This window comes from Blastococcus atacamensis (assembly GCF_002938425.1).
In the GTDB taxonomy this organism is placed as follows: domain Bacteria; phylum Actinomycetota; class Actinomycetes; order Mycobacteriales; family Geodermatophilaceae; genus Blastococcus; species Blastococcus atacamensis.
This window is the reverse complement of sequence record NZ_POQU01000046.1, coordinates 1-23,303: the sequence shown is the minus strand read 5'-3', so window position 1 is coordinate 23,303 and position 23,303 is coordinate 1. Positions and strand designations below refer to the sequence as shown.

The 23,303-nt window shown below is 72.8% G+C and carries 24 protein-coding genes; 13 read left to right on the top strand and 11 right to left on the bottom strand.

The genetic code is table 11. From position 1 onward, the window contains the following. Positions 1–30 precede the first annotated feature (30 nt). From C5508_RS12095 to C5508_RS12085, 3 genes are all read right to left on the bottom strand, one after another. Positions 31–867: an ATP-binding cassette domain-containing protein gene (locus C5508_RS12095; RefSeq protein WP_104525197.1), complete on the bottom strand. Its 837-nt coding sequence runs from the start codon at positions 865–867 to the stop codon at positions 31–33. Continuing rightward, on the bottom strand, positions 864–1,919 hold the full coding sequence (locus C5508_RS12090; protein ID WP_104525196.1) for an ABC transporter permease: 1,056 nt from the start codon (positions 1,917–1,919) through the stop codon (positions 864–866). Before C5508_RS12090 ends, C5508_RS12095 begins: the two co-directional genes overlap by 4 nt. A 113-nt stretch (positions 1,920–2,032) precedes the next feature. Next, entirely contained in the window at positions 2,033–2,647 is a 615-nt protein-coding gene (locus C5508_RS12085) for a hypothetical protein (RefSeq protein ID WP_104525195.1), read from the bottom strand. Between the two features lie 68 nt (positions 2,648–2,715). Here C5508_RS12085 and C5508_RS12080 point away from each other — a divergent pair, with 68 nt between their 5' ends. Then, positions 2,716–4,005, top strand: coding sequence for an adenylosuccinate synthase (locus C5508_RS12080; protein ID WP_104525194.1), 1,290 nt, complete (start codon positions 2,716–2,718; stop codon positions 4,003–4,005). A 326-nt stretch (positions 4,006–4,331) separates the two neighbouring features. Here the strand turns inward: C5508_RS12080 and C5508_RS12075 are convergent, their stop codons facing one another. Further along, the gene (locus C5508_RS12075) at positions 4,332–5,321 is read right to left on the bottom strand and encodes a glycerophosphodiester phosphodiesterase family protein (protein WP_232797085.1); all 990 of its coding nucleotides are present in this window, start codon (positions 5,319–5,321) and stop codon (positions 4,332–4,334) included. Positions 5,322–5,570: 249 nt separating this feature from the next. Here C5508_RS12075 and purD point away from each other — a divergent pair, with 249 nt between their 5' ends. Both purD and C5508_RS12065 read left to right on the top strand, forming a co-directional pair. Then, positions 5,571–6,851 carry a phosphoribosylamine--glycine ligase gene (purD, locus tag C5508_RS12070; protein WP_104525193.1) on the top strand — a complete coding sequence of 427 codons (1,281 nt, stop codon included), beginning with the start codon at positions 5,571–5,573 and terminating at the stop codon, positions 6,849–6,851. Next, positions 6,848–7,249, top strand: coding sequence for a DMP19 family protein (locus C5508_RS12065; RefSeq protein WP_104525192.1), 402 nt, complete (start codon positions 6,848–6,850; stop codon positions 7,247–7,249). The genes purD and C5508_RS12065 overlap by 4 nt, the downstream gene beginning before the upstream one ends. On the opposite strand, the gene C5508_RS12060 is transcribed toward C5508_RS12065, so the two are convergent. After that, positions 7,231–8,661 (bottom strand): AI-2E family transporter, encoded by a 1,431-nt coding sequence (locus C5508_RS12060; RefSeq protein ID WP_104525191.1) that lies wholly within the window; start codon positions 8,659–8,661, stop codon positions 7,231–7,233. The two genes, C5508_RS12065 and C5508_RS12060, sit on opposite strands and share 19 nt — an antisense overlap. Before the next feature lie 103 nt (positions 8,662–8,764). Between C5508_RS12060 and purB the strand changes: the two genes are divergently transcribed. Together purB and C5508_RS12050 are read left to right on the top strand one after the other, a co-directional pair. Further along, entirely contained in the window at positions 8,765–10,072 is a 1,308-nt protein-coding gene (gene purB / locus C5508_RS12055) for an adenylosuccinate lyase (protein ID WP_104525190.1), read from the top strand. Next, positions 10,069–10,932 carry a phosphoribosylaminoimidazolesuccinocarboxamide synthase gene (locus C5508_RS12050; RefSeq protein WP_104525189.1) on the top strand — a complete coding sequence of 288 codons (864 nt, stop codon included), beginning with the start codon at positions 10,069–10,071 and terminating at the stop codon, positions 10,930–10,932. Before purB ends, C5508_RS12050 begins: the two co-directional genes overlap by 4 nt. Positions 10,933–10,947: 15 nt before the next feature. Here the strand turns inward: C5508_RS12050 and C5508_RS12045 are convergent, their stop codons facing one another. Further along, on the bottom strand, positions 10,948–11,067 hold the full coding sequence (locus C5508_RS12045; RefSeq protein ID WP_198598040.1) for a hypothetical protein: 120 nt from the start codon (positions 11,065–11,067) through the stop codon (positions 10,948–10,950). A gap of 101 nt (positions 11,068–11,168) precedes the next feature. Between C5508_RS12045 and purS the strand changes: the two genes are divergently transcribed. Genes purS through C5508_RS12025 form a run of 4 tightly spaced genes read left to right on the top strand, consistent with a single transcriptional unit; the run spans position 11,169 to position 14,839 of the window. Then, a complete protein-coding gene (purS, locus tag C5508_RS12040; RefSeq protein ID WP_104525204.1) occupies positions 11,169–11,408 on the top strand; it encodes a phosphoribosylformylglycinamidine synthase subunit PurS in 240 nt (79 codons plus the stop codon). A 13-nt stretch (positions 11,409–11,421) separates the two neighbouring features. Further along, the gene (gene purQ, locus C5508_RS12035; RefSeq protein ID WP_104525188.1) at positions 11,422–12,093 is read left to right on the top strand and encodes a phosphoribosylformylglycinamidine synthase subunit PurQ; all 672 of its coding nucleotides are present in this window, start codon (positions 11,422–11,424) and stop codon (positions 12,091–12,093) included. Further along, positions 12,090–14,459, top strand: a complete 2,370-nt coding sequence (gene purL, locus C5508_RS12030) for a phosphoribosylformylglycinamidine synthase subunit PurL (RefSeq protein WP_232797084.1) — start codon at positions 12,090–12,092, stop codon at positions 14,457–14,459. Before purQ ends, purL begins: the two co-directional genes overlap by 4 nt. Next, positions 14,459–14,839 carry a sterol carrier family protein gene (locus C5508_RS12025; RefSeq protein ID WP_104525187.1) on the top strand — a complete coding sequence of 127 codons (381 nt, stop codon included), beginning with the start codon at positions 14,459–14,461 and terminating at the stop codon, positions 14,837–14,839. The genes purL and C5508_RS12025 overlap by 1 nt, the downstream gene beginning before the upstream one ends. A 93-nt stretch (positions 14,840–14,932) precedes the next feature. On the opposite strand, the gene C5508_RS19945 is transcribed toward C5508_RS12025, so the two are convergent. Together C5508_RS19945 and C5508_RS12020 are read right to left on the bottom strand one after the other, a co-directional pair. Beyond that, positions 14,933–15,076, bottom strand: coding sequence for an MFS transporter small subunit (locus tag C5508_RS19945; RefSeq protein ID WP_198598039.1), 144 nt, complete (start codon positions 15,074–15,076; stop codon positions 14,933–14,935). After that, positions 15,073–16,500, bottom strand: a complete 1,428-nt coding sequence (locus C5508_RS12020) for an OFA family MFS transporter (RefSeq protein WP_198598038.1) — start codon at positions 16,498–16,500, stop codon at positions 15,073–15,075. The genes C5508_RS19945 and C5508_RS12020 overlap by 4 nt, the downstream gene beginning before the upstream one ends. A gap of 206 nt (positions 16,501–16,706) precedes the next feature. Between C5508_RS12020 and C5508_RS12015 the strand changes: the two genes are divergently transcribed. Together C5508_RS12015 and C5508_RS12010 are read left to right on the top strand one after the other, a co-directional pair. Continuing rightward, positions 16,707–17,798 (top strand): S-(hydroxymethyl)mycothiol dehydrogenase, encoded by a 1,092-nt coding sequence (locus C5508_RS12015; RefSeq protein WP_104525185.1) that lies wholly within the window; start codon positions 16,707–16,709, stop codon positions 17,796–17,798. A 76-nt stretch (positions 17,799–17,874) separates the two neighbouring features. Continuing rightward, positions 17,875–18,510, top strand: coding sequence for an MBL fold metallo-hydrolase (locus C5508_RS12010; RefSeq protein ID WP_104525184.1), 636 nt, complete (start codon positions 17,875–17,877; stop codon positions 18,508–18,510). A gap of 23 nt (positions 18,511–18,533) precedes the next feature. Here the strand turns inward: C5508_RS12010 and C5508_RS12005 are convergent, their stop codons facing one another. Next, positions 18,534–18,746, bottom strand: coding sequence for a hypothetical protein (locus tag C5508_RS12005; RefSeq protein ID WP_104525183.1), 213 nt, complete (start codon positions 18,744–18,746; stop codon positions 18,534–18,536). A 35-nt stretch (positions 18,747–18,781) separates the two neighbouring features. On the opposite strand from C5508_RS12005, the gene purF reads away from it, so the two are divergent. Next, positions 18,782–20,320 (top strand): amidophosphoribosyltransferase, encoded by a 1,539-nt coding sequence (purF, locus tag C5508_RS12000; protein ID WP_104525182.1) that lies wholly within the window; start codon positions 18,782–18,784, stop codon positions 20,318–20,320. Beyond that, on the top strand, positions 20,317–21,378 hold the full coding sequence (purM, locus tag C5508_RS11995) for a phosphoribosylformylglycinamidine cyclo-ligase (protein WP_104525202.1): 1,062 nt from the start codon (positions 20,317–20,319) through the stop codon (positions 21,376–21,378). Before purF ends, purM begins: the two co-directional genes overlap by 4 nt. A 118-nt stretch (positions 21,379–21,496) precedes the next feature. On the opposite strand, the gene C5508_RS11990 is transcribed toward purM, so the two are convergent. Together C5508_RS11990 and C5508_RS11985 are read right to left on the bottom strand one after the other, a co-directional pair. Then, positions 21,497–21,724: a DUF3073 domain-containing protein gene (locus C5508_RS11990; RefSeq protein ID WP_104525181.1), complete on the bottom strand. Its 228-nt coding sequence runs from the start codon at positions 21,722–21,724 to the stop codon at positions 21,497–21,499. A gap of 174 nt (positions 21,725–21,898) precedes the next feature. Beyond that, positions 21,899–22,963 carry a Glu/Leu/Phe/Val family dehydrogenase gene (locus tag C5508_RS11985; RefSeq protein WP_104525180.1) on the bottom strand — a complete coding sequence of 355 codons (1,065 nt, stop codon included), beginning with the start codon at positions 22,961–22,963 and terminating at the stop codon, positions 21,899–21,901. Between the last annotated feature and the right edge of the window lie 340 nt (positions 22,964–23,303).

Genomic DNA, 23,303 nt, shown 5'->3' with positions numbered 1-23,303 from the left:
ACTCGGCGCGACCCTGCACCCGGAGTCGGGCTACCGCTCGCCGAGCTCCGGGTGCAGGGCGGTCAGTGCGTCGGTCAGGGTGGTCAGCTGCTCGCCGCCGGCCATGAGCGCGGTCAGGTCGTCGGCATCGACGTCGTCCCGTGTGAGGTTGCCGGCCACGTGGCCGTGGGCCAGCAGCAGGAAGCGGTCGCCGATCAGGTGCGCGTAGCGCGGGTTGTTCGTGACGACGACGACTGCCAGCCCCTGCGCCTTCGCGGCGAGGATGGCCTGCCCGAACAGGGTCTGCCGCGCCACCGTCATGGGGGTGACCGGCTCGTCGATGACGAGGGCCCGCGCGCCGAAGTGCAGCGCCCGGGCGACCGCGAGGCTCTGCCGCTCGCCGGCCTGCAGCGCGCTCGCCGGCTGGTCGGGGTCCAGGCCCGTCACGCCCACCCGCGCCATGGCGCGGACCGTCGTCTCCCGGGCGCCGTCGACGTCCAGCCGGCGGAACGGCCAGATCCCCCGCGTCGGCTCGGCGCCGAGGAAGAAGTTCCGCCAGATCGACAGCAGCGGCGCGACGGCGAGGTCCTGCCACACGGTGGCGATACCGAGGGCGCGGGCCTGCCGCGGGGACCGGAAGTTCACCGGGGTGCCGGCCACGAACAGCTCGCCCTCATCGTGCCGGCGAAGCCCGGACAGCACCGACACCAGGGTCGACTTGCCGGAGCCGTTCTCGCCCAGGACGCAGGTGATGGTGCCCGGTTGCAGCGTGGCGCCGACCCGGTTGAGCGCCGGCACGCTGCCATGGCGCACGGTCAGCCCGCGCAGCTCGATCACCGGGGTGTGCGCGGGGGCCGGGAGCTGGTCGGGCGAGTAGGCGGTGCTCACGATCGCGGAACCGCCTTCAGTCGGCGGCGCACGACGCCGTTGGCCACGAGCGCGAGGAGCAGCAGGGCGCCGAGCAGCGTCTGGAACCACCGCGGGTCCCAGCCGGCCACCGTGATGCCCTGCCGGGCGACGGCGTAGAGCAGCGCGGCGACCGCGGCGCCGATCGCCGACCCGTAGCCACCGGTGAGCAGGCAGCCGCCGATGACGGCGACGACGAGGAAGTCCAGGGCGGTTCCCACGCCGGGGTTCACCAGCGGGACGCTCTCCACCCGGAACAGGCCCAGTGTCCCGATCAGCCAGCCGGCCGTCGCGGTGAGGCAGAACAGGGCCACCGTCGTCCGGCGCACCGGGACGCCCAGCTCGCGCGCGGCCGTGCGGGCGCCGCCGGAGGCGAACACGGCGTTGCCGAACCGCGTCCGCCAGAGCGCCCACGTCGCCAGCGCCGTGGCTGCGACCCACCAGAGGACGGCGACGTGGAAGCGGGCTCCACCGAGCTCCGCCGACGAGCCGAACACCGCGGCCGCCGAGTTCCAGCCGGGCGCGGCGTCGAGACCGCCGACCTGCGTGGAACCGGCGACGACCTCGAAGCCGGCCAGGGCGGTCCCTTGCAGCACCAGGAACGTGGCGAGGGTGACCAGGAAGCTGGGCAGGCCGGTGTTGACCACCAGCACGCCGTTGACCACGCCGACGACGAGCGCGGCCAGCAGCGACGCCAGCAGCGCGGGCCAGGCGGGCCACCCCGCCTCGCCGATCAGCATCGCGGTCAGCAGGGGACTGCCCAGCGCCATCACGCCCACGGACAGGTCGAACTGGCCGGCGATCAGCAGCAGCGCGACCGCGACCGCACCGATGCCGAGCGGGGCCGCGACGTCCAGGATCCCGGCCAGCCCCGCGTTCGTGGACAGCGCCGGCGCCTGCACCCAGAAGAAGACGACGACCAGCACGAGGACGACGACGGCGGGCACGCTCGGCCGGGCCAGCGCACGGGACAGGAAGCGGTGTGCTGGCGCGGGGCGGGCATGGCCGAAGGAGGGCAGCCGGTCGCTGATCACCGTCGGGCAGCCCCGGCGGCGGGGGAACAGGACGTCGGCAGCGGGTCCTCCTCGGGCAGGCAGGTGTCCCCAGTGTCCACGACGGCCCTGCGACGTGCTGGAACGGCCACTCTTCAGGGCTGCAGGCGCCACCGCACGCGGTCGTCGGCGTACCAGGTCCAGCGGGTGACCGGACGCGGGTAGGCGACGCCGTCGCGCACGATCCGCGCCGGATCGGAGGCCACCTGCAGCGCACGACCGCTGGTCTGCCGGGTGGGGCGCAGCGGCAGGGTCATCACCGTCACGCCGATGGTGTCCACGGCGGTCCAGTCCGGGCGGACGTCGATCCGGGTGATCTCCCCGTCGGCGACCCGGATGTCGTCGTGGTGCGCCTGCAGCCCCACCCGCCGGGACAGCGACCGGCGCCCGTCGCCGGCCGCCTCGATCCGGCCGTGGTGCAGGAGCACGCCGCCGTGGTCGTCCCGCACCAGCGTGAGGTCCCGCGGATCGCCGCTGCCGATGCCCAGATCGCGCGCCAGCGCGGCGGACGCCTTGTCGCGGCCGGGCTCCCAGGCCACCGGGACCTCGGCGGTGCGCCCGGCCCTGAGCAGGACGGCGAGGACGGCCGACAGCGCGGGGACCGGGCCCCGCACGACGACGGCGTCGGCGGCGCCGACCGGCTCCAGCTGGGTCGGGCGGGGCGCTTCGCCGGGCTCCAGGCGACGGAGGTCCAGCTCGACGGAGGGCATGCGGATACCCTGCCACCTGCTGGCCGGGAACCTCCCCGGGTGCCGATGGACAGGAGAACCAGGAGCCGATGCCCGCAGTCGTGCTGATCGGTGCCCAGTGGGGCGACGAAGGCAAGGGCAAGGCCACCGACCTGCTCGGCGGCCGAGTTCCCTACGTCGTCCGCTACCAGGGCGGCAACAACGCCGGCCACACGGTGATCACCCCGGACGGCGAGAAGTACGCCCTCCACCTGATCCCGTCCGGCATCCTCACGCCCGGCTGCACGCCGGTCATCGGCAACGGCGTGGTGATCGACCCCGAGGTGCTCATCAAGGAGCTGGCGGGGCTGGAGGAGCGCGGGGTGGACACCTCGCGGCTGGTGATCTCCTCCGACGCGCACTTGATCATGCCGCACCACCGGGCACTGGACAAGGTCACCGAGCGGTTCCTGGGCAAGCGCAAGATCGGCACCACCGGCCGGGGCATCGGCCCTGCCTACGGCGACAAGGTCGCCCGCGTGGGCATCCGCGTGCAGGACCTCCTGGACCTCTCGATCCTGCGCCAGAAGCTCGAGGGCACGCTGCAGGAGAAGAACCAGGTCCTGGTCAAGGTCTACAACCGCAAGGCCATCGACGTCGACGAGGTCGTCGAGGAGTACACGCAGTACGCCGAGGCGCTCAAGCACCGGATCGTCGACACCCGGCTGCTGCTGGGCAAGGCGCTCGACGCCGGCGAGTGGGTGCTGCTCGAGGGGTCCCAGGGCACGCTGCTGGACGTCGACCACGGCACGTATCCGTTCGTGACGTCGTCGAACCCGACGGCCGGCGGCGCCGCGGTCGGTGCCGGCGTGGGGCCGACCCGCATCGAGCGGGTCGTGGGCATCCTCAAGGCCTACACGACCCGTGTGGGCTCCGGTCCGTTCCCGACCGAGCTGCACGACCAGTGGGGCGAGTACCTCCGCAAGCAGGGCGGCGAGGTCGGTGTCACCACCGGGCGCGACCGGCGCTGCGGCTGGTTCGACGCCGTCGTCGCCCGCTACGCCAGCCGCGTCAACGGCATCACCGACTACTTCCTCACCAAGCTCGACGTGCTCTCCGGCCTGGACACCGTGCCGATCTGCGTGGCCTACGAGATCGACGGCGTCCGGCACGACGAGATGCCGATGACGCAGACCGACTTCCACCACGCGACGCCGATCTACGAGGAGATGCCCGGCTGGTTCGAGGACATCCGGCACTGCCGGACCTTCGACGAGCTGCCCGCGGCCGCGCAGGCCTACGTGCGCCGGCTCGAGGAGCTCTCCGGTGCTCGGATCAGCGTGATCGGCGTGGGGCCGGGGCGCGACGAGAACGTCGTCATCCACGACCTCATCGGCTGAAGGCCGGCCCGCATCGCCGGAGCCGGACAGCGGGCGGCCTCGCGGGGCGGATGCAGGATCGGTACTGCCACCGCGGCGGTCAGCTGAGAGCCGCTGCTCGTCCGAGCCTCTCCAGGCTTCCGACGGCGTGCTGCGGTACACGGCCAGCGGGTCCGCACGGCACCCGGTCGGCATGGCGCGAAGGCGCAGGCGGCCGAACGCAAGGTCCGCAGTCTCTCGCAACGTTGCGGTCGCGAAGCCATGGCCTTGGCCGCGCAGCCGACCGCACCGCCACGCGTCGATCGGCTGTACCGAACGCGCTGAGCGGTTCTGACCAGCTGAGCGGTTCAGACCAGCTGCGCGGTCACCGCGGTGCGGGCACGGACGGCGTGGTCGGGGGAGTCGGTGATGAGCCCGTCGACGCCGAGGGCCAGCAGCTCCTGGGCGTCGCCCACCGCGTCGCCGAGCCCCTCGGGGGCATCGCCGCGGCGCAGGTGCGCCGGCAGGAAGGCGTTCTCCGCCCGCAGCGTCCAGACGAAGACCGCGAGCTGCGCGGAGTGCGCCTGACCGACCAGGTGGGCCCGGCCCGGCCGGGCGGCCGCGGCGCTGGCGAGCACGCGCTCCCGGCTGGGGGCGATGGCCTGGGCGTAGGTCGAGATCTCGCGCAGGCCCGACGGCGTGACCATGGCGTCGCCGGTGGGGGCGTCGCCGATGAGCTGGGCCATCTGCGGACCGCCCTCGCCCAGCCGCGCGCGCAGGTCGCGCAGCAGGGCCGGGTCGAAGGACTGGATCATCACGGTGCCATCGGCGCGGTCGGCGCCCAGCCGGCGCAGCTCCTGGGCCACGAGCGCGCCCATGGGCAGGCCTTCGGCCTCGGCGAGCCGGGGGTGCTTGAGCTCGGCGAGCACCCGGATCCGGCGATCGGCGGTCGACCGGCAGCGGGCCAGCTCGATCACCTCGGCGAGCGTCAGGATGCCGTACCGGCCGTCGTAGGCGGTGTTCAGCGGGCGCATGGCCGGCATCCGCTCGACGGCGCGCAGGGTGCGCAGCTCGGCGTAGGTGAAGTCCTCGGTGAACCAGCCGGTGCAGAGCTCTCCGTCGACCACCTTCGTGGTGTGCCGGTCGGCGAACTCCGCGTGCTCGGCGACGTCGGTGGAGAGCGAGAGCTCGTTCTCGTGCCGGACGATGAGCACGCCGTCACGGCTGACCACGATGTCGGGCTCGATGAGGTCGGCTCCGAGGTCGATGGCCAGCTCGAAGCTCGCCGTGGTGTGCTCCGGCCGGTAGGCCGGGGCTCCACGGTGTCCGATGACGACGGGCCGGGGAAGGCGTGTCACTGGTCGAATCGCCAGCGACTCGGTCGCGCGCATGGCACCCACAACACAGGAATCGGGTGAATCCATGGGGAACTGAAGGAGACTGATTGCGCACGATCTAGCGGACATCGCGCTGACCAGCGGTGGCGACGTTGTTTGTGATCCAGATCACGTGGTGTGTCTGGGGTTTCTGAGGTTTGACGCCGCCAGAAGTGGGTCTGGGGCCTCGGCCTCGTGCCTCCCTCGAAAGGGTCGGTAGGGTCGCCGGTCGTGCGCGTGCTGGTGATCGGCTCCGGTGCCCGGGAGCACGCCCTGTGCGTGGCTCTGCAGTCCGACCCCGGGGTGAGCGCGCTCGCCTGCGCCCCCGGGAACGCCGGGACGCGCGCCCTGGCGCCGCCTCCCGCCGGTGGGGAGGTGCTGGCTCCCGCCGACCCCGTCGCCGTCGCCGGCCTGGCCGGGGAGTGGCGCGCCGACCTCGTCGTCGTCGGCCCCGAGGTGCCGTTGGTCGCCGGGGTCGCCGACGCCGTGCGCGAGGCGGGCATCGCCTGCTTCGGCCCCTCGGCCCAGGCCGCCCAGCTCGAGGCCAGCAAGTCCTTCGCCAAGCACGTCATGTCCGCCGCGGGCGTACCGACGGCCCAGGCGTGGGCCGTCGGCGGTCCGGCCGAGCTGGAGACCGCGCTGGACGAGGTCGCCGCCCTCACCGGGGGCGCCCCCTACGTGGTGAAGGACGACGGGCTGGCGGCCGGCAAGGGCGTCGTCGTCAGCCCCGACCGGGAGGTCGCCGCCGCGCACGGACGGAGCGTGCTGGAGGCCGGGGGATCGGTCCTCGTCGAGGAGTACCTCGACGGGCCGGAGGTCTCGCTGTTCGCCGTCACCGACGGGACGACGGTGCTGCCGCTCGTGCCCGCCCAGGACCACAAGCGGCGCGACGACGGTGACGGCGGGCCCAACACCGGCGGCATGGGTGCCTACGCGCCGCTGCCCTGGGCGCCGCCCGGACTGGTCGAGGAGGTGCTGGCCTCGGTGCTGCAGCCGACCGTGGACGAGATGGCCCGCCGCGGCGAGACGTTCAGCGGTCTCCTCTACGCCGGGCTCGCGCTCACCTCCCGCGGCGTGCGGGTGGTGGAGTTCAACGCGCGCTTCGGGGATCCGGAGACGCAGGTGGTGCTCCCGCTGCTGGAGACGCCGTTGGGCGGCCTGCTGCACGCGGCCGCCACCGGCACGCTGGCCGAGCACCCGCCGCTGCGGTGGCGCGAGGGCGCGGCCGTCACCGTCGTCGTCGCCGCTCCGGGATATCCGGAGCGGCCGCGCACCGGGGACCCGGTCACCGGCGCCGACGGCGAGGGGATCCTGCACGCCGGGACGACGCTGGCGGCCGACGGCACGGTCCTCTCCGCCGGGGGCCGGGTCCTGGCCGTGACCGCGGTCGGCGTGGACCTCGCTGCCGCGCGTCGGGCGGCCTACGAGCGTGTGGCGGGCGTGCGGCTGGCCGACGCGCACTGGCGCACCGACATCGCGCTGGCCGCTGTCGAGGGGAGGATCGTCTCGTGAGCGACGCCGACGAGGTCTGGAACCGGGCCTGCGATCCCTTCGCCCCGTTCTCCCATCCCGGGGACGCCGCGCTGGCTGCGGTGCTGCTGTGCCACGGGATGGCGATGAACGGTGGACTGCTGCACGCCGTGGAGGGTCTCGAGCCGGACCAGCTGGCCCGCGCGGTCGACGGCTACCGCGCCCTCGGCCTCGGCGAGGCAGCCGACGCCGTCGAGGAGGTGGCGCGGCAGGCCGATGCCCTGGACGACGCCGACGCCGACGCCGACGCCGGCGAGCGGTTGGAGGTGGAGGCCGACCGGCGCTACGGCGTGGCGCTGCCAGGCGCGGACGCGGAGATCGATGCAGCGTTCCGGGACCACCTGGCCGCACACCCGGAGGCCTACGCCCCGGTGGGTTGATCGCCCGCCGACACGACGGGCCTCGCCCGCTCCGGGCGCGGCTCGGGCGGTCGGGGGCCCTCGTTCCGCCGGCTCAGGTAGGTGCCGGCCACGTTTCCGCAGGCCACGGTCGGAACGGCGATCAACGCGCCGAACACGCCCCCGACGAGCAGTCCGGCCGCGATGGCGAGCACCACGGCCAGCGGGTGCACGTGCACCGCCCGGCCGAGGAGCAGCGGCTGCAGCACGTGGCCCTCCAGCTGCATGACGGCGACGACGACCGCCAGCGCGATCAGCGCCTTGATCGGCCCGACGGAGACGAGGGCGACCAGCACCGCGACCGAACCGGCCAGGAACGACCCGATGATCGGGATGAAGGCGCCGAGGAAGACCAGTGCGGCCAGCGGGATCACCAGCGGGACCGAGAGGACCGCCAGCCCGATGCCGATGCCGATGGCGTCGACGAGCGCGACGGCGACGGTGGCCCGCACGTAGGAGATCAGCGTCCGCCAGGCCCTCCGGGCCGCCTCGTCCAGAAAGGCGCGGGAGTCGCGGGGGAAGAGGCCGACCAGCCACAGCCAGATCGACCGGCCGTCCTTGAGGAGGAAGAAGAGCGTGAACAGCGCCAGGACGATCCCGGTGAACACCTCGCCGACGGTGGCGGCGGTGGTCAGGGCGCCCGAGGCGATCGTCTCCTGGTTCGCGACCAGGGTCTCCTGCGCCTGCACGACCGCGTCCTCGAGCTGCCCGCGGGTGATCGGGAAGGTCCGGACGACGAAGGTCTGCACCTGCCCCAGGCCCTCGCTGACCTGCTCGGCGAGGTCGCCGAAGCCGGTGCTGACCTGCTGCACGACCAGCGTGATGATCCCGGAGACGACGCCGAGGCCGACCACGAGCATGGTCAGCGCGGAGAGGGACCGCGGCCAGCCGTTGCGCACCATCGCGGCCGCGCCGGGCTGGAGCAGCGCCGCCAGCAGCAGCGCCACGATCACCGGGACGACGACGACCGCGACGTAGGCCATCGCGGTCAGCAGGACGTAGAGGCCGGCCAGGACGACCAGCAGCCGCCAGGACCACGCCGCCGCCGTCCGCAGCCCCGTGGGCACGTTGTCCTCGACGTGCAGCCGGGGCGTGCCCTCGCCCATGAGCGGACGCCTCCGCTCGCCCCGCCGGCGCGGGCGCCCGCCCTCCGGTGGGCCGCTGACGCCGCCGGGGCCGAGGGGCCCGTCGAGGTCGGGGGCGTCGGGCGCCGGGCTGCCCAGCGGCGGCTCGCCGTCCTCGGACACCGGGTCGTCGTCGAGGTCGTCGTCGTCGAAATCGGCGTCGTCCGGCTCGTCGTGGTCCCGGTGGGGCCACGCGTGCGGGTCGTGCTCCCGAGCGGTGCGGATGCGCTCGCGGGCACGCCCGACGAGGTCGCCGGCGCGTCGCAGCATTGCTCTCCTCCACCGGCCGTTGGGGGGCGTTCGTGATCACGCTAGCCCTGCGGGAGACTGTCCCCGTGGTGCGACGAGCTGAGCAGTGGCAGGCGGTACCCGCATGATCGAGCGCTACACGCTCCCGGAGATGGGCCGGGTCTGGAGCGACGCCCACAAGTACGCGCTGTGGTGTCGCGTGGAGACCCTGGTGCTGGAGGCGCACGCCGCCGCCGGGCGCGTTCCGGCCGACGTCGTCGAGCCCGTGCGCAACGCGCCCCCGCCGACCGCCGAGCGGGTCGCGGAGATCGAGGAGACGACGCAGCACGACGTCATCGCCTTCCTCACCGCGTGGGCCGACAACACCGAGCCCCGCTCCGCCGCCGCGTTCGTGCACCACGGCATGACGTCGTCGGACCTGCTCGACACCGCGCTCGCCGTCCAGCTCACCGACGCCACCGACGTCCTGCTCGCCAAGGCCGACCGGCTGGTGGCGGCGCTGCGCGACCACGGCCTCGCCCACCGCGACACGATCAAGGTCGGCCGCACGCACGGCGTGCACGCCGAGCCCGACGTCTGGGGGCACCGGGTCGCGGACCTGGCGTTCGCCATGGCGCGGTCGCGCGACCGGCTGCGGGCGGCGCGCGAGCGGGTCGGCGTCGTCGCCATCTCCGGCGCCGTCGGCACGTACTCGCTGATCGACCCGTCGGTGGAGCAGCACGTCGCCGAGGCGCTCGGGCTGACTGCGGCCGACGCCTCCACGCAGGTCGTGCTGCGCGACTCCATCAGCGAGTGGGTCTCGACGCTGGCGATCATCGCCACCGTCTGCGAGGCGATCGCCCTGGAGGTCCGGCACGGCCAGCGCACCGAGGTGCGCGAGCTGTCGGAGGCGTTTGGGTCGGGCCAGAAGGGCTCGAGCGCGATGCCGCACAAGAAGAACCCGATCCGCTCGGAGCGCATCGCCGGGCTCGCCCGCGTCGTGCGGGCGGCGATCGTGCCGGTGATGGAGGGCATCCCGCTGTGGCACGAGCGCGACATCTCGCACTCGTCGACCGAGCGGGTGTTCCTGCCCGACGCCGCGATCACGACCGACTACCTGCTGCACCTGACCACCGGCCTGGTCGAGAACCTGGTCGTGGACGCCGACCGGATGCGCGCCAATCTGGAGTCCACCGGCGGGCTGATCTACACGTCGTCGGTGCTGCTGGAGCTGGTGGAGGGCGGGCTGTCCCGCGAGGACGCCTACGCGCTGGTCCAGTCGGCGGCCATGCAGACGTGGAACTCAGGTGTCCCGTTCCGGGAGACGCTCCGCACCCGGGCGGCGGAGTCGGGCGTGAGCCTGGACGAGGCGCGGCTGGACGAGATCTGCCGGCCGGAGCGGTACGTGGCCAACCTCGGGCCGTTGTTCGACCGTCTGGCCGCCCTGTCATGAGCGTCGATCTCCCGCTGGTCGCCCGCGGCAAGGTGCGGGAGATCTACGACGCCGGCCCCGACCGGCTGCTGCTGGTGGCCTCGGACCGGATCTCGGCCTACGACTGGGTGCTGCCCACGCCCATCCCCGACAAGGGGAAGGTGCTCACCCAGCTCTCGGTCTGGTGGTTCGAGCAGCTGACGCCGGTGCTGGAGTCCTTCGGGGCCACCCACCACATGGTGTCGGCCTCCGACGTGCCGCCGTCGGTGGCCGGCCGCGCGATGCTGGTGCGCCGGCTGGAGATGCTGCCGGTGGAGTGCGTGGCCCGCGGCTACCTCTCCGGCGGCGGCACGAAGGAGTACGAGCGCACCGGCTCCATCCGCGACGTCGTCCTGCCGGCGGGGCTGGTCGAGGGCTCGCAGCTGCCGGCGCCGGTGTTCACGCCGTCGACCAAGGCCGAGATCGGCGAGCACGACGAGCCGATCGACTTCCCGCGGGTCGTCTCGCTGGTCGGTGCCGACCGCGCCGAGCAGCTGCGCGAGCTGACGCTGGCGCTGTACCGGCGCGGCGCGGAGATCGCCCGCGACGCCGGCATCGTGCTGGCCGACACCAAGGTCGAGTTCGGGCTCTCGCCCGAGGGTGGGCTCGTGCTCGGCGACGAGGTGCTCACCCCGGATTCGTCCCGCTTCTGGCCGGCCGACACGTGGTCGCCGGGGGCGGTGCAGCCCTCCTACGACAAGCAGTTCGTGCGCGACTGGCTGACCTCGTCGGGCTGGGACCGCCTCTCCGAGCCGCCGGAGCTGCCCGACGACGTCGTCGCCGCCACGCGGGAGCGCTACGTGACGGCGTACGAGCGGCTGACGGGCCGCCGCTTCACCTGACACCCGAGCGGACGGTCAGCGGATCGCGCCCAAGGTGACGCGTGCGCCGGTGGCTGGGGACCAGTGGATGCTGCCGCTCTGGAAGCCCTGGGCGCAGCCGCCGCCGCGCAGGCCGCAGACCTCGTCGGTCGCCACCGGTGCGCACGCGAACCGGTGCGGCGGCCGGATCGGGTGTGGTGGACGGGGGAGATGAGGGTCACCCGGTCGCCGCCGGGCGCACCGGTACCCTCGTCGGCGTGTCCCGGGTGGTCGTCGACGTCGTGCTGAAGCCGGAGATCTCCGACCCCCAGGGTCAGGCGGTGCTCGGCGCGTTGGGCCGCCTCGGCCACGACTCCGTGCGGAGCGTCCGCCAGGGCAAGCACTTCGTGCTCGAGGTCGACGGGACACCCGACGAGGCGGAGCTCAAGCGGATCGCCGAGACGCTGCTGGCCAACCCCGTCATCGAGGACGTCGAACTGCACCTCCCCACCGACTGACGAGGTATCGCACGTGCGCATCGGTGTCATCACCTTCCCGGGCTCCCTGGACGACGTCGACGCCGCCCGCGCGGTGCGTCTGGCCGGCGGTGAGCCCGTCGTGCTGTGGCACGGCGACCACGACCTCAAGGACGTCGACGCCGTCGTCCTCCCCGGCGGCTTCTCCTACGGCGACTACCTGCGCGCCGGCGCCATCGCGGCCCGCTCGCCGCTGATGCAGGACGTCGTCGACGCCGCGAAGCGGGGCCTGCCGGTGCTCGGCATCTGCAACGGCTTCCAGGTGCTCTGCGAGGCCGGTCTGCTGCCGGGCGCGCTCACCCGCAACAGCCACCTGCACTTCCGCAACCGCGACCAGGTGCTCGTGGTGGAGCGGGCCGACACCACCTGGACGACGGATTTCACCGTGGGCCAGCGGATCCTGATCCCGGTCAAGAACGGCGAGGGCCGCTACGTCGGCTCCGACGCCGACCTCGACCGGCTCGAGGGCGAGGGCCGGGTGGTGTTCCGCTACGCAGACGGCAACCCGAACGGCTCCAGCCGCGACATCGCCGGCGTCGCCAGCGAGAACGGTCGGGTGGTCGGCCTCATGCCGCACCCCGAGCACGCCATCGAGGAGCTCACCGGCCCGTCGACCGACGGCCTCGGTTTCTTCACCAGCGTCCTGAAGGCGGTCGTGAGCGCGTGAGCGAGGACGGAACGGCAGGGCAGGGCAGCGCCACCGCAGGGCTCTCCGAGCTCGACACCGGCCCCGGCCGGCTGCGGAACCGCCTCGACACCGTCGACCTGGCGGCGAGCACGCCCGCCGACGAGCAGCCCTTCGCCGAGCTGGGCCTCAAGGCCGACGAGTACGCCCGGATCAAGGACATCCTCGGCCGCCGGCCCACCACCGCCGAGCTGGCCATGTACTCGGTCATGTGGAGCGAGCACTGCTCCTACAAGAGCTCCAAGGTGCACCTGCGGCAGTTCGGCGACCTGCCGCCCAGCGAGGCGCTGCTGGTGGGCATCGGCGAGAACGCCGGTGTGGTCGACGTCGGCGACGGCTACGCGGTCACCTTCAAGGTCGAGAGCCACAACCACCCGAGCTACGTGGAGCCCTACCAGGGCGCGGCCACGGGCGTGGGCGGCATCGTGCGCGACATCCTCACCATGGGCGCGCGGCCGATCGCGGTCATGGACAGCCTGCGTTTCGGTCGCGCGGACGCCCCCGACACCGCCCGCGTGCTCCCCGGCGTCGTCGCGGGTGTCGGCGGCTACGGCAACTGCCTCGGCCTGCCCAACATCGGCGGAGAGCTGCTCTTCGACGACTGCTACGCCGGCAACCCGCTGGTCAACGCCCTGTGTGTCGGCGTCATGAGGCACGAGGACGTCCGGCTGGCCAAGGCCGAGGGCGTCGGCAACAAGGTGATCCTGTTCGGTGCCCGCACCGGCGGCGACGGCATCGGCGGCGTGAGCGTGCTGGCGTCGGAGACCTTCGACGCGGAGGGCCCGGCCAAGCGTCCGGCCGTGCAGGTCGGCGACCCGTTCACCGAGAAGCTGCTGATCGAGGCGTGCCTGGAGATCTTCGCCCAGGACCTCGTCACCGGGATCCAGGACCTCGGCGGCGCAGGCCTGTCCTGCGCCACCTCCGAGCTGGCCAGCGCCGGCACGGGGGGCATGCACGTCGACCTCGACACCGTTCCGCTGCGCGACAGCACGCTGACGCCTGCCGAGATCCTGATGAGCGAGTCGCAGGAGCGCATGTGCGCCATCGTCGAGCCGGACAAGGTCGAGGCCTTCCTCGCCGTCTGCCGCAAGTGGGACGTGCGCGCCGCGGTCATCGGTGAGGTCACCGACGGCGACCGGCTCACCGTCGACTGGCACGGCGAGCGGATCGTCGACGTCCCGCCGCGGACCGTCGCCCACGAGGGCCCCGTCTACGAGCGCCCGATGGCCCGCCCCGCCGACCTCGACGCGCTGCAGGCCGACGACGCCGCCCGGCTGCCCCGCCCGGGCACCCCGGCCGAGCTGCAGGCGCACTGGCTCGCCGTCGTCAGCAGCCCGGACGGCGCGGACAAGACTTGGGTGACCGAGCAGTACGACCGTTACGTGCGCGGCAACACCGTCCTGGCCCAGCCGGACGATGCCGGGGTCGTGCGCATCGACGAGGAGTCGAACCGGGGCATCTCCCTGTCCCTGGACGGCAACGGCCGCTACGCCCGCCTGGACCCCTACGCCGGCGCGCAGCTCAACCTCGCCGAGGCCTACCGCAACGTCGCCGTCTCCGGCGCGAAGCCGCTGGCGGTCACCAACTGCCTGAACTTCGGCTCCCCGGAGAACCCCGAGGTCATGTGGCAGTTCGCCGAGGCCGTGCGCGGCCTGGCCGACGGCTGTCGCGAGCTGGGCCTCCCGGTCACCGGCGGCAACGTGAGCCTCTACAACCAGACCGGCGACGTCGCCATCAACCCGACGCCGGTCATCGGCGTCCTGGGCGTGCACGACGACGTCCGCACGCGCATCCCGACCGGCTGGCGGACCACAGGGGAGACCGTGCTCCTGCTCGGCGAGACCCGGCCGGAGTTCGGCGGATCCGCCTGGGCGAGCGTCGTGCACGGCCACCTCGGCGGGAAGCCGCCCGCGGTCGACCTGGGGGCCGAGCGGGCCCTGAGGAACCTGCTGACCGCGCTCGCCGGTCAGGGCCTGGTCAGCTCGGCCCACGACCTCGCCGACGGCGGGCTGGCTCAGGGGCTGGCCGAGTCCGCCCTGCGGTACGGCGTCGGTGCCCGGCTGCGCCTGGACGGCGACGCGTTCACCGCGCTGTTCAGCGAGTCCACCGCCCGGGTGGTCCTCACGACGTCGGACCCGGGCGGGGTGAAGACGACGGCGGCGTGGGCCGGCGTCCCGGTCACCGAGCTCGGCACCACGGGTGGGGAGGCGCTGGCGGTCGAGGGGCTGCTGGAGCTCCCGCTGGCCGAGCTGCGGGCCGCCTGGAGCGCGACGCTGCCGGCGCTGTTCGGCGGCCCGGAGCACAGCACGCCGTTCACCGTCCCGACGGGCGCCGTCCCCACCGCCTGATGCCCTCACCGATCCCGGCCGACGACCTGCGGGCGGCCGTCGACCCGGTCCGGGCCTGGCTGGCGGGGGAGGCCGAGCAGCCGCCGCGGGCGGTGGTCGGCGCGGCGGTGAAGACCAGCGCCCGCTGGCTCGCCCAGCAGGTGCCCGGCCGGTCGGTGGAGCTGCGGGTGCCCCCGCACGTCGCCGTCCAGTTCGTGGACGGCCCGCGGCACACCCGGGGAACCCCGCCGAACGTCGTCGAGACCGACGCCGCCACCTGGCTGCGGCTGGCCACCGGCGCGCTGTCGTGGGGGGAGGCGGTCGCCGAGGGGAAGGTCAGTGCCAGCGGCAACCGGGCCGACCTCGGGCGCCACCTGCCGCTGAGCCCCCTGCGCTCCTGACCCGGGGACTCCCGGTACCGGAAGTCCCCCGCAACGGCACGACGCCCCCGTCCGCGGGTGCGGACGAGGGCGTCGTGGGAGTGCGGGAAGGAGTCAGGCGCCGAACAGCGCGCTGGCCGCCTTCACGGTGTTGTAGAGCCCGTAGGCCAGCGGGACGCCGACGAGCGCCCAGGCGAAGGCGATGAGCCCGACCGGGGTGTGCGTGGGCTGCTGGTTCTGCGACACGGACGAACTCATCGGACGGCGCTCCGCTCTTCCTCGGTGTGGTGCTCGTGGGTGAAGTCTTCGACGGCTTCCCTGGACTCGTGCCACTTGCTCGCCACCGGCTTGATCAGCAGGTTGCAGACGAAGCCCACGGCCAGGAGGCCGACCATGATGAACAGCGCGGGCCGGTAGTCACCGGCGACGAGCTGACCCGGCGTGCCGCGCGAGTCCAGGACGCCGTTGACGATCAGCGGGCCGGCGATGCCGGCAGCCGCCCAGGCGGTCAGGAGGCGGCCGTGGATGGCGCCGACCTGGTAGGTGCCGAAGAGGTCACGCAGGTAGGCCGGAACGGTCGCGAAGCCACCGCCGTAGAAGGAGATGATGATCGCGGCCGTGATCACGAAGATCCAGGTCGCCGTGCTGCCGAGGGTCGCCAGGATGACGTACAGGATGATGCCGACGCCGAGGTAGACCATGTAGATCGGCTTGCGCCCGATGAAGTCCGACGTGGACGACCACACGAAGCGGCCGGCCATGTTGAACAGCGACAGCAGGCCGACGAAGCCGGCAGCCGTGGCGGCGAGGACCGTCGAGGTCTCGCCGTTGCGGAAGAAGTCCTGGATCATCGGCGCGGCCTGCTCGAGGATGCCGATGCCGGCGGTGACGTTGCAGAAGAGCACCGTCCACAGCAGCCAGAACTGCGGGGTCTTGATCGCGTTGTTGGCCGAGACGTTCTCGGTCGTGATCATCGGCTTGGACTTGACCGACGCCGGGTCGAAGCCGTCGGGCCGCCAGTCGGCGGCCGGCACGCGGACGATGAACGCGCCGAACATCATGAAGACCGCGTAGAGCGCGGCCAGCGTCAGGAACAGGCCGGCGACGGCGTTGCCGCTGGGCGTGGTGCCGGCGACGGCCGGGTCGTAGCTCGGGTCGTACCAGCTCATGAGCTGACGCGAGAGCGGGGAGGCGATGAGCGCGCCACCACCGAAGCCCATGATGGCCATACCGGTGGCCAGGCCCGGGCGGTCGGGGAACCACTTGATCAGCGTGGAGACCGGCGAGATGTAGCCGATGCCCAGGCCGATGCCGCCGATGACGCCGTAGCCGAGGTAGAGCAGCCACAGCTGCTCGGTGTAGATGCCGAGGGAACCGACGAGGAAGCCGGTCACCCAGAAGACTGCGGAGGCGAACATCGCGGCGCGGGGGCCGTTGCGGTCGACCCACGTGCCGAAGACGGCGGCCGACAGACCGAGCATCACGATGGCGATCGAGAAGATGATGCCGATCGCGGTGAGCGTGGAGTCGAAGTGGGAGACGAGCGCGGTCTTGTAGACGCTGGTCGCGTACGCCTGGCCGATGCACAGGTGGACGGCGAGAGCCGCCGGTGGGATCAGCCACCGGTTGAAGCCTGGGCGAGCGACGATGCGCTCGCGTGCCAGGAAGCTGGGTACTGCCACGGGGACAACCTCCGGGGACGGGAACCGGAGGGGCCGGGTGGCCGCAACCGGGACGCGCCCTGTGATATGGGTCGCGATCGGATGGCAGGCTACGGCCTGATGTGCAAGTTGGCCCCGACAACTCGCCATTGTGAGCAAGCAGTGACTCGAAGTGATTGGACCGTAGTACCGAGCCCCGGCTGTCAGGCTCCCTCTAGGCTCGGCGCATGCCATACGAGGTGCGGGGCGTGGTCGCTCGCGGCAAGGGTCAGCCGGTCACCGTCGAGACCATCGTGGTGCCCGATCCCGGTCCGGGTGAGGCCGTGGTCGACGTCCAGGCGTGCGGGGTCTGCCACACCGACCTGCACTACCGGGAGGGCGGCATCAACGACGACTTCCCCTTCCTCCTCGGGCACGAGGCCGCAGGCGTCGTCTCCGCCGTGGGCGAGGGCGTGACCAACGTCGAGGTGGGCGACTACGTCGTCCTCAACTGGCGCGCGGTGTGCGGCCAGTGCCGGGCCTGCCTCAAGGGTGAGCCGCAGTACTGCTTCGACACCCACAACGCCGCGCAGAAGATGACGCTCACCGACGGCACCGAGCTCTCCCCGGCCCTGGGCATCGGCGCCTTCGCCGAGAAGACCCTGGTGCACTCCGGTCAGTGCACCAAGGTCGACGCCGCCGCGCCGGCCACCGCCGCGGGCCTGCTGGGCTGCGGAGTCATGGCCGGCGTCGGCGCGGCCATCAACACCGGCGCGGTCCGGCGCGGGGAGACCGTCGCGGTGTTCGGCTGCGGCGGGGTCGGTGACGCCGCCGTCGCCGGGGCGAAGCTGGCCGGCGCGTCGACGATCATCGCCGTCGACATCGACGACCGGAAGCTGGAGTGGGCGAAGCAGTTCGGTGCCACCCACACGGTGAACTCGACGGACACCGATCCGGTCGAGGCCATCAAGGCGCTCACCGGCGGGTTCGGCGTCGACGTGGCCATCGACGCGGTCGGCCACCCGAAGGTGTTCGAGCAGGCCTTCTACGCCCGCGACCTGGCCGGCCGCGTGGTCATGGTCGGCGTCCCGACGCCGGACATGGAGATCACCCTGCCGGCGATCGAGATCTTCGGCCGCGGCGGGTCGATCAAGTCCTCCTGGTACGGCGACTGCCTGCCCAGCCGAGACTTCCCGATGCTCGTGGACCTGTACCTGCAGGGCCGCTTCCCGCTGGAGGACTTCGTCAGCGAGACGACCGGCCTGGACGGCGTCGAGGAGGCGTTCGCCAAGATGCACCACGGTGACGTGCTGCGCAGCGTCGTGGTGTTCGAGAAGTGACCGCGAGCGCGATGGGCGAGCGAGCATCGCAAGGAGCGCCGGCGACCGAGGAGCGGAACGAGTCCGGAGGCGAGCAATGAGCAGCGCGCGCATCGACAAGGTCGTCGTCCCCGGCGTCTTCTCCCTCGACGGGGAGGACTTCGACGTCGAGAACAACGTCTGGCTGGTCGGGGACGACGACGAGGTGCTGGTCATCGACGCACCGCACGACGCCGCCCCGATCGTGGCGGCGGTCGGCGGCCGCAGGGTGACCGCGATCGTCCTGACGCACGGGCACAACGACCACATCACCGCCGCCCCCGCCCTGCGCGAGGCCACCGGCGCCCCGATCTGGTTCAACAGCGCCGACCGGATGCTCTGGGACATGGTGCACGGGGATGGTGGGCGGGAGGGCGGTGCTGCCCAGCCCGACCGTGACCTGCAGCCGGGCACCCGGTTCACCGTCGCCGGCACCGGGTTGGTCGCCCTGCACACCCCGGGCCACTCGCCGGGCAGCACCTGCCTGCACGCCGCGGACCTGAACACCGTGTTCACCGGCGACACCCTGTTCTGCGGCGGCCCCGGCGCGACCGGCCGCTCGTTCAGCGACCACCCGACGATCCTGAACTCCATCCGCTCCCAGCTGTTCAGCCTCCACGGCGACACCGTCGTGCGCACCGGCCACGGCGACGACACCACCATCGCGGCGGAGTTCCGCGGCATCGGAGGCTGAGGTACGCCTCCCACCGGCTCCGGTCAGGCGACGGCGGCCGGCAGGGCCGTCCAGTCGACGGGCACCTTGCGCATCACGAGCGCGCAGTCGAGTTCGGCGCTGCCGGACGGGAACGCGTCGATGTCGTCGAAGAAGGACGACGAGGCGCGGAGGACCCGGCCGGGATCGACGCGCCACGCCGTGGTGTCCAGCCGCGGTCCGGGTTCGCTCGCACCCGCCGGGGTGATGCGTTCCATCGCGGCGCCGGCCCGGCGGCCGGTACTGTCGAGAGGTGCCTCGCGGTGATGGACGGCTGACGCACGACCTCGATCCCCAGTCCCCCGGACCTCAGGACGCCTGTGGCGTCTTCGGTGTCTGGGCCCCGGGTGAGGAGGTCGCGAAGCTGACCTATTTCGGTCTGTACGCCCTCCAGCACCGCGGTCAGGAGGCGGCCGGGATCGCGGTGTCCGACGGCACCTCCGTCGTGGTCTACAAGGACCTCGGCCTGGTCAGCCAGGTCTTCGACGAGGCCACGCTGGGCTCGCTGCGCGGCTTCCTCGCCGTCGGTCACACCCGGTACTCCACGACCGGCGCCTCGACGTGGGAGAACGCCCAGCCGACGTTCCGCACCACGGAGGCCGGCACCGGCCTGGCGCTGTGTCACAACGGCAACCTGGTGAACACCGCCGAGCTGGCGAGCAAGGCCGCCGACGCCGGCGTGCCCGGTGCCTTCGTGGCGACCAACGACTCCGACCTCGTCACCGCGCTGATCGCGGCCCGGCCCGACCTGTCGGTCGAGGCGGCGGCCATGGAGGTCCTGCCCCAGCTGCGCGGCGCCTTCAGCTTCACGTTCATGGACGAGGACACGCTCTACGCCGCCCGTGACCCGCAGGGCGTGCGCCCGCTGGTCCTGGGCCGGCTGGAGCGCGGCTGGGTGGTCGCCAGCGAGACCGCGGCGCTGGACATCGTCGGCGCCTCGGTGGTCCGCGAGGTCGAGCCCGGCGAGCTCATCGCGATCGACGAGAACGGCTTGCGCAGCCAGCACTTCGCCCCGGCCGAGCCGAAGGGCTGCGTCTTCGAGTACGTGTACCTGGCCCGCCCCGACACGACCATCTCCGGCCGGGGTGTGCACGCCGCGCGCGTCGAGATCGGCCGCCGGCTGGCCAAGGAGCACCCGGTCGAGGCCGACCTGGTCATCCCGGTGCCGGAATCCGGGACCCCGGCCGCCGTCGGCTACGCCGAGGCCAGCGGCATCCCCTACGGCCTCGGGCTGGTCAAGAACTCCTACGTGGGCCGCACCTTCATCCAGCCCTCGCAGACCATCCGGCAGCTGGGCATCCGGCTCAAGCTCAATCCGCTGCGCGACGTCATCCGCGGCAAGCGGCTCGTGGTCGTCGACGACTCGATCGTCCGGGGCAACACCCAGCGGGCGCTGATCCGGATGCTGCGCGAGGCCGGCGCTCTCGAGGTGCACGTCCGCATCGCATCGCCGCCGGTGAAGTGGCCCTGCTTCTACGGCATCGACTTCGCCAGCCGGGCGGAGCTGGTCGCCAACGGTCTCGACGTCGACGGCGTCCGGGCCTCGATCAACGCCGACTCCCTGGGCTACGTCACCGAGCAGGGCCTCATCGCCGCGACCGAGCAGCCGGCCAACCGGCTGTGCACCGCCTGCTTCACCGGCGACTACCCGATCCCGCTCGCCGAGCCCGAGGTGCTGGGCAAGCACGTGCTCGAGGGGATCGAGCAGCGGGCGGTCACCGGGTGGACCGGTCAGCAGGCCGGCAGCGCGGCCGTGCCCGGCGGCGCCTCGGACGCCCTGAGGCGGCCGTGACCACCGAGTTCACCTACGCCGCCTCCGGCGTCGACATCGATGCGGGCGAGCGCGCCGTAACCCTCATGCGGACCGCTGTCGAGCGCACCAACCGTCCCGAGGTCGTGGGCGGGCTCGGGGGCTTCGCCGGGCTGTTCGCCCTGGACGTGCAGAAGTACCGCAAGCCCCTGCTGGCCTCCTCCACCGACGGCGTCGGCACGAAGATCGCGTTGGCCCGCATGCTGGACCGGCACGACACCGTGGGCATCGACCTCGTCGCCATGGTCGTGGACGACCTGGTGGCCTGCGGCGCCGAGCCGCTGTTCCTCCAGGACTACGTGGCCTGCGGAAGGGTGGTCCCCGAGCGGATCGCGGCGATCGTCACGGGCATCGCGGCCGGCTGCACGCTCGCCGGGGCCGCCCTGGTCGGCGGTGAGACCGCCGAGCACGGCGACCTCATGGACGCCGACGAGTACGACCTGGCCGCCACCGCCGTGGGCGTGGTCGAGGCCGATGCCGTGCTGGGACCGGAGCGGGTGCGGGCCGGCGACGTCGTCGTGGCCATGGCGTCGTCGGGATTCCACTCCAACGGCTACTCGCTGGTGCGCCGGGTGGTGAGCGCCGCCGGGCTCGACCTGCACGCGACGCCGGCCGGCCTGACCCGTCCGCTGGGCGAGGAGCTGCTCGAGCCCACCCGCATCTACGCCCTCGACTGCCTCGCCCTGGTCGAGGAGTTCGGGGTGGGCGCCGTGCACGCCTTCGCCCACATCACCGGCGGCGGCCTGGCCGGCAACACCGCCCGCGTGGTGCCCGACGGGCTGCGGGCGGTGCTGGACCGCGGCACCTGGGCGCTGCCCGCCGCGGTCCGGCTGATGGAGGAGCACGGCGTGCCGCGCGCGGAGTCCGAGCGCGCCTTCAACTGCGGCGTCGGCATGGTCGCCGCTGTCTCGCCCGACCGGGCGGACGACGTCGTGGGACGGCTCACCGCCCGCGGCGTGCCCGCGTGGATCGCGGGAACCGTGGGGGAGCGGACCGATCAGGCCGCAGCCGCGGCCGAGCTGACCGGCTCCTACCGCTAGCGGCGGGCGCCCCGTTCGACGGCGGGCGCTCCACGGCTCGAACAACACCGCGACACCGCTGCCCCCGAGGGCCGCGGTGTCGCGGTGTGGAGTGACGCCGGTCAGGTCACCAGCCGCGTCAGCGGCTGGCGGCCCAGTCGTCGTCGGTGTCGTCGTCCGCCCAGCGGTCGGCGTACGTGTCGTCCTCTTCTTCGTCGTCCTCGTCCACGGCGCTGGGAGGCGCTGTGTACGTCGACGACGATCCGGCCAACTCGCGCTGCAGCGCGGTGAGGTCGGTGTTGGGTGAGCTGTACTTGAGCTCACGGGCCACGCGTGTCTGCTTGGCCTTCGCTCGGCCGCGCCCCATCGGCTCGACCCCCTCGTTACCGGAGTACGGCGGCCCAGCCCGCGGCTGGACGGCCCGCGTGGCGACCCCGACTGAGTGACTATGTCTCGGACAACCTTACGACACGGATCGGCGGAGGGCACACGTCCCTCCCCGAGCCGCTCCCAGGTCGCCCGTCCGGGCGACCTGGGGAGCTCATCGGGGCAGGCGGATGGTGGCCAGCCGGCCGACGTCGCGCATGCGCTGCTCGGCCAGCCGGTCGGCCGCGACCGCGGGCGACACGGCCTCGGCGTCGGCGAGCTCGAACACCCGGGAGGTGACGTCGAAGATGCCCGAGGCCTTGGCCTGGGCCCGGGCGAACGAGAAACCGTGGCGCTCGTCCTCCACCTGGATCACGCCGCCGGCGTTCACGAGGAAGTCGGGGGCGTAGAGGATGCCGCGCCCGCGCAGCCGCTCGGCCATCTCCGGGCTCGCCAGCTGGTTGTTGGCGCCGCCGCAGACGATCCGGCCCGGGAGGACGGCGACCGTCTCCTCGTCCAGCGCGCCGCCCAGCGCGCACGGCGCGTAGACGTCGTGCGGCGTCCGCACCAGGGCGGCGCTGTCCGCGACCGCGCGCACCTGCGGGTGGCGCGTCTGCAGCCGTTCCACGGCCGCGGGATCGACGTCGGTGACCACGACGTCGGCACCGTCCTCGACGAGGTGCCCCGCGAGCCAGGACCCGACCTTGCCGACGCCGGCGATCGCCACGGTGCGGCCCGCGAGCGACGGCGACCCCCAGCAGTGCTGCGCGGCGGACCGCATCCCTTGGAAGACGCCGTAGGCGGTGAGGACCGAGGAGTCGCCGCAGCCGCCGTAGGCCTCCGAGCGGCCGTGCGCGTACCGGGTCTCCCGGGCCACGACGTCGAGGTCGGCGTTGTAGGTGCCGACGTCGCACGCGGTGAGGTAACGGCCGCCCAGGGACTCGACGAACCGGCCGTAGGCGCGCAGCAGCGCCTCGGTCTTGTCCGTGCGCGGGTCGCCGATGATGACGGCCTTGCCGCCACCGAGGTCGAGCCCGGCGAGGCTGTTCTTGTACGACATGGCGCGGGAGAGCCGCAGTGCGTCGGCGACGGCGGCGTCCTCGCTGGCGTAGGGGTAGAAGCGCGTGCCACCGAGCGCCGGGCCGAGCGCCGTCGAGTGGATCGCGATGATCGCTCGCAGCCCCGACTCGGCATCGCTGCAGAAAACGACCTGTTCGTGACCAGATGCGAGGACGTCCACGTAAGCAGCCTAGAACCCCGTCGACTGTCGCCCGGTCGGAGGAGAGGGCGCCGCGTCGGCCCCTCCTGACCGGCTTCCCGCCGCCGGGTGGAGCATGATCGGGAGTCGGACCGAGAACACGGCCGGACACGCGGGCGCGCCCGCGAGCACAGGAGGACCTCCCCATGCCCGCACCGAAGCGTCTGCTGGCTCTCGCAGTGGCCGCACCTCTGCTGCTCTCCTCCCTGCCCCTTATACCCATCTGTCGCTGCCAACCAAAAGGATCGTGTACATCGCATAGAGAAGCGTAGATCTAAGAATAAGAAAAAAACTAAAGAAAAACAAAATGAAACAAAGATGA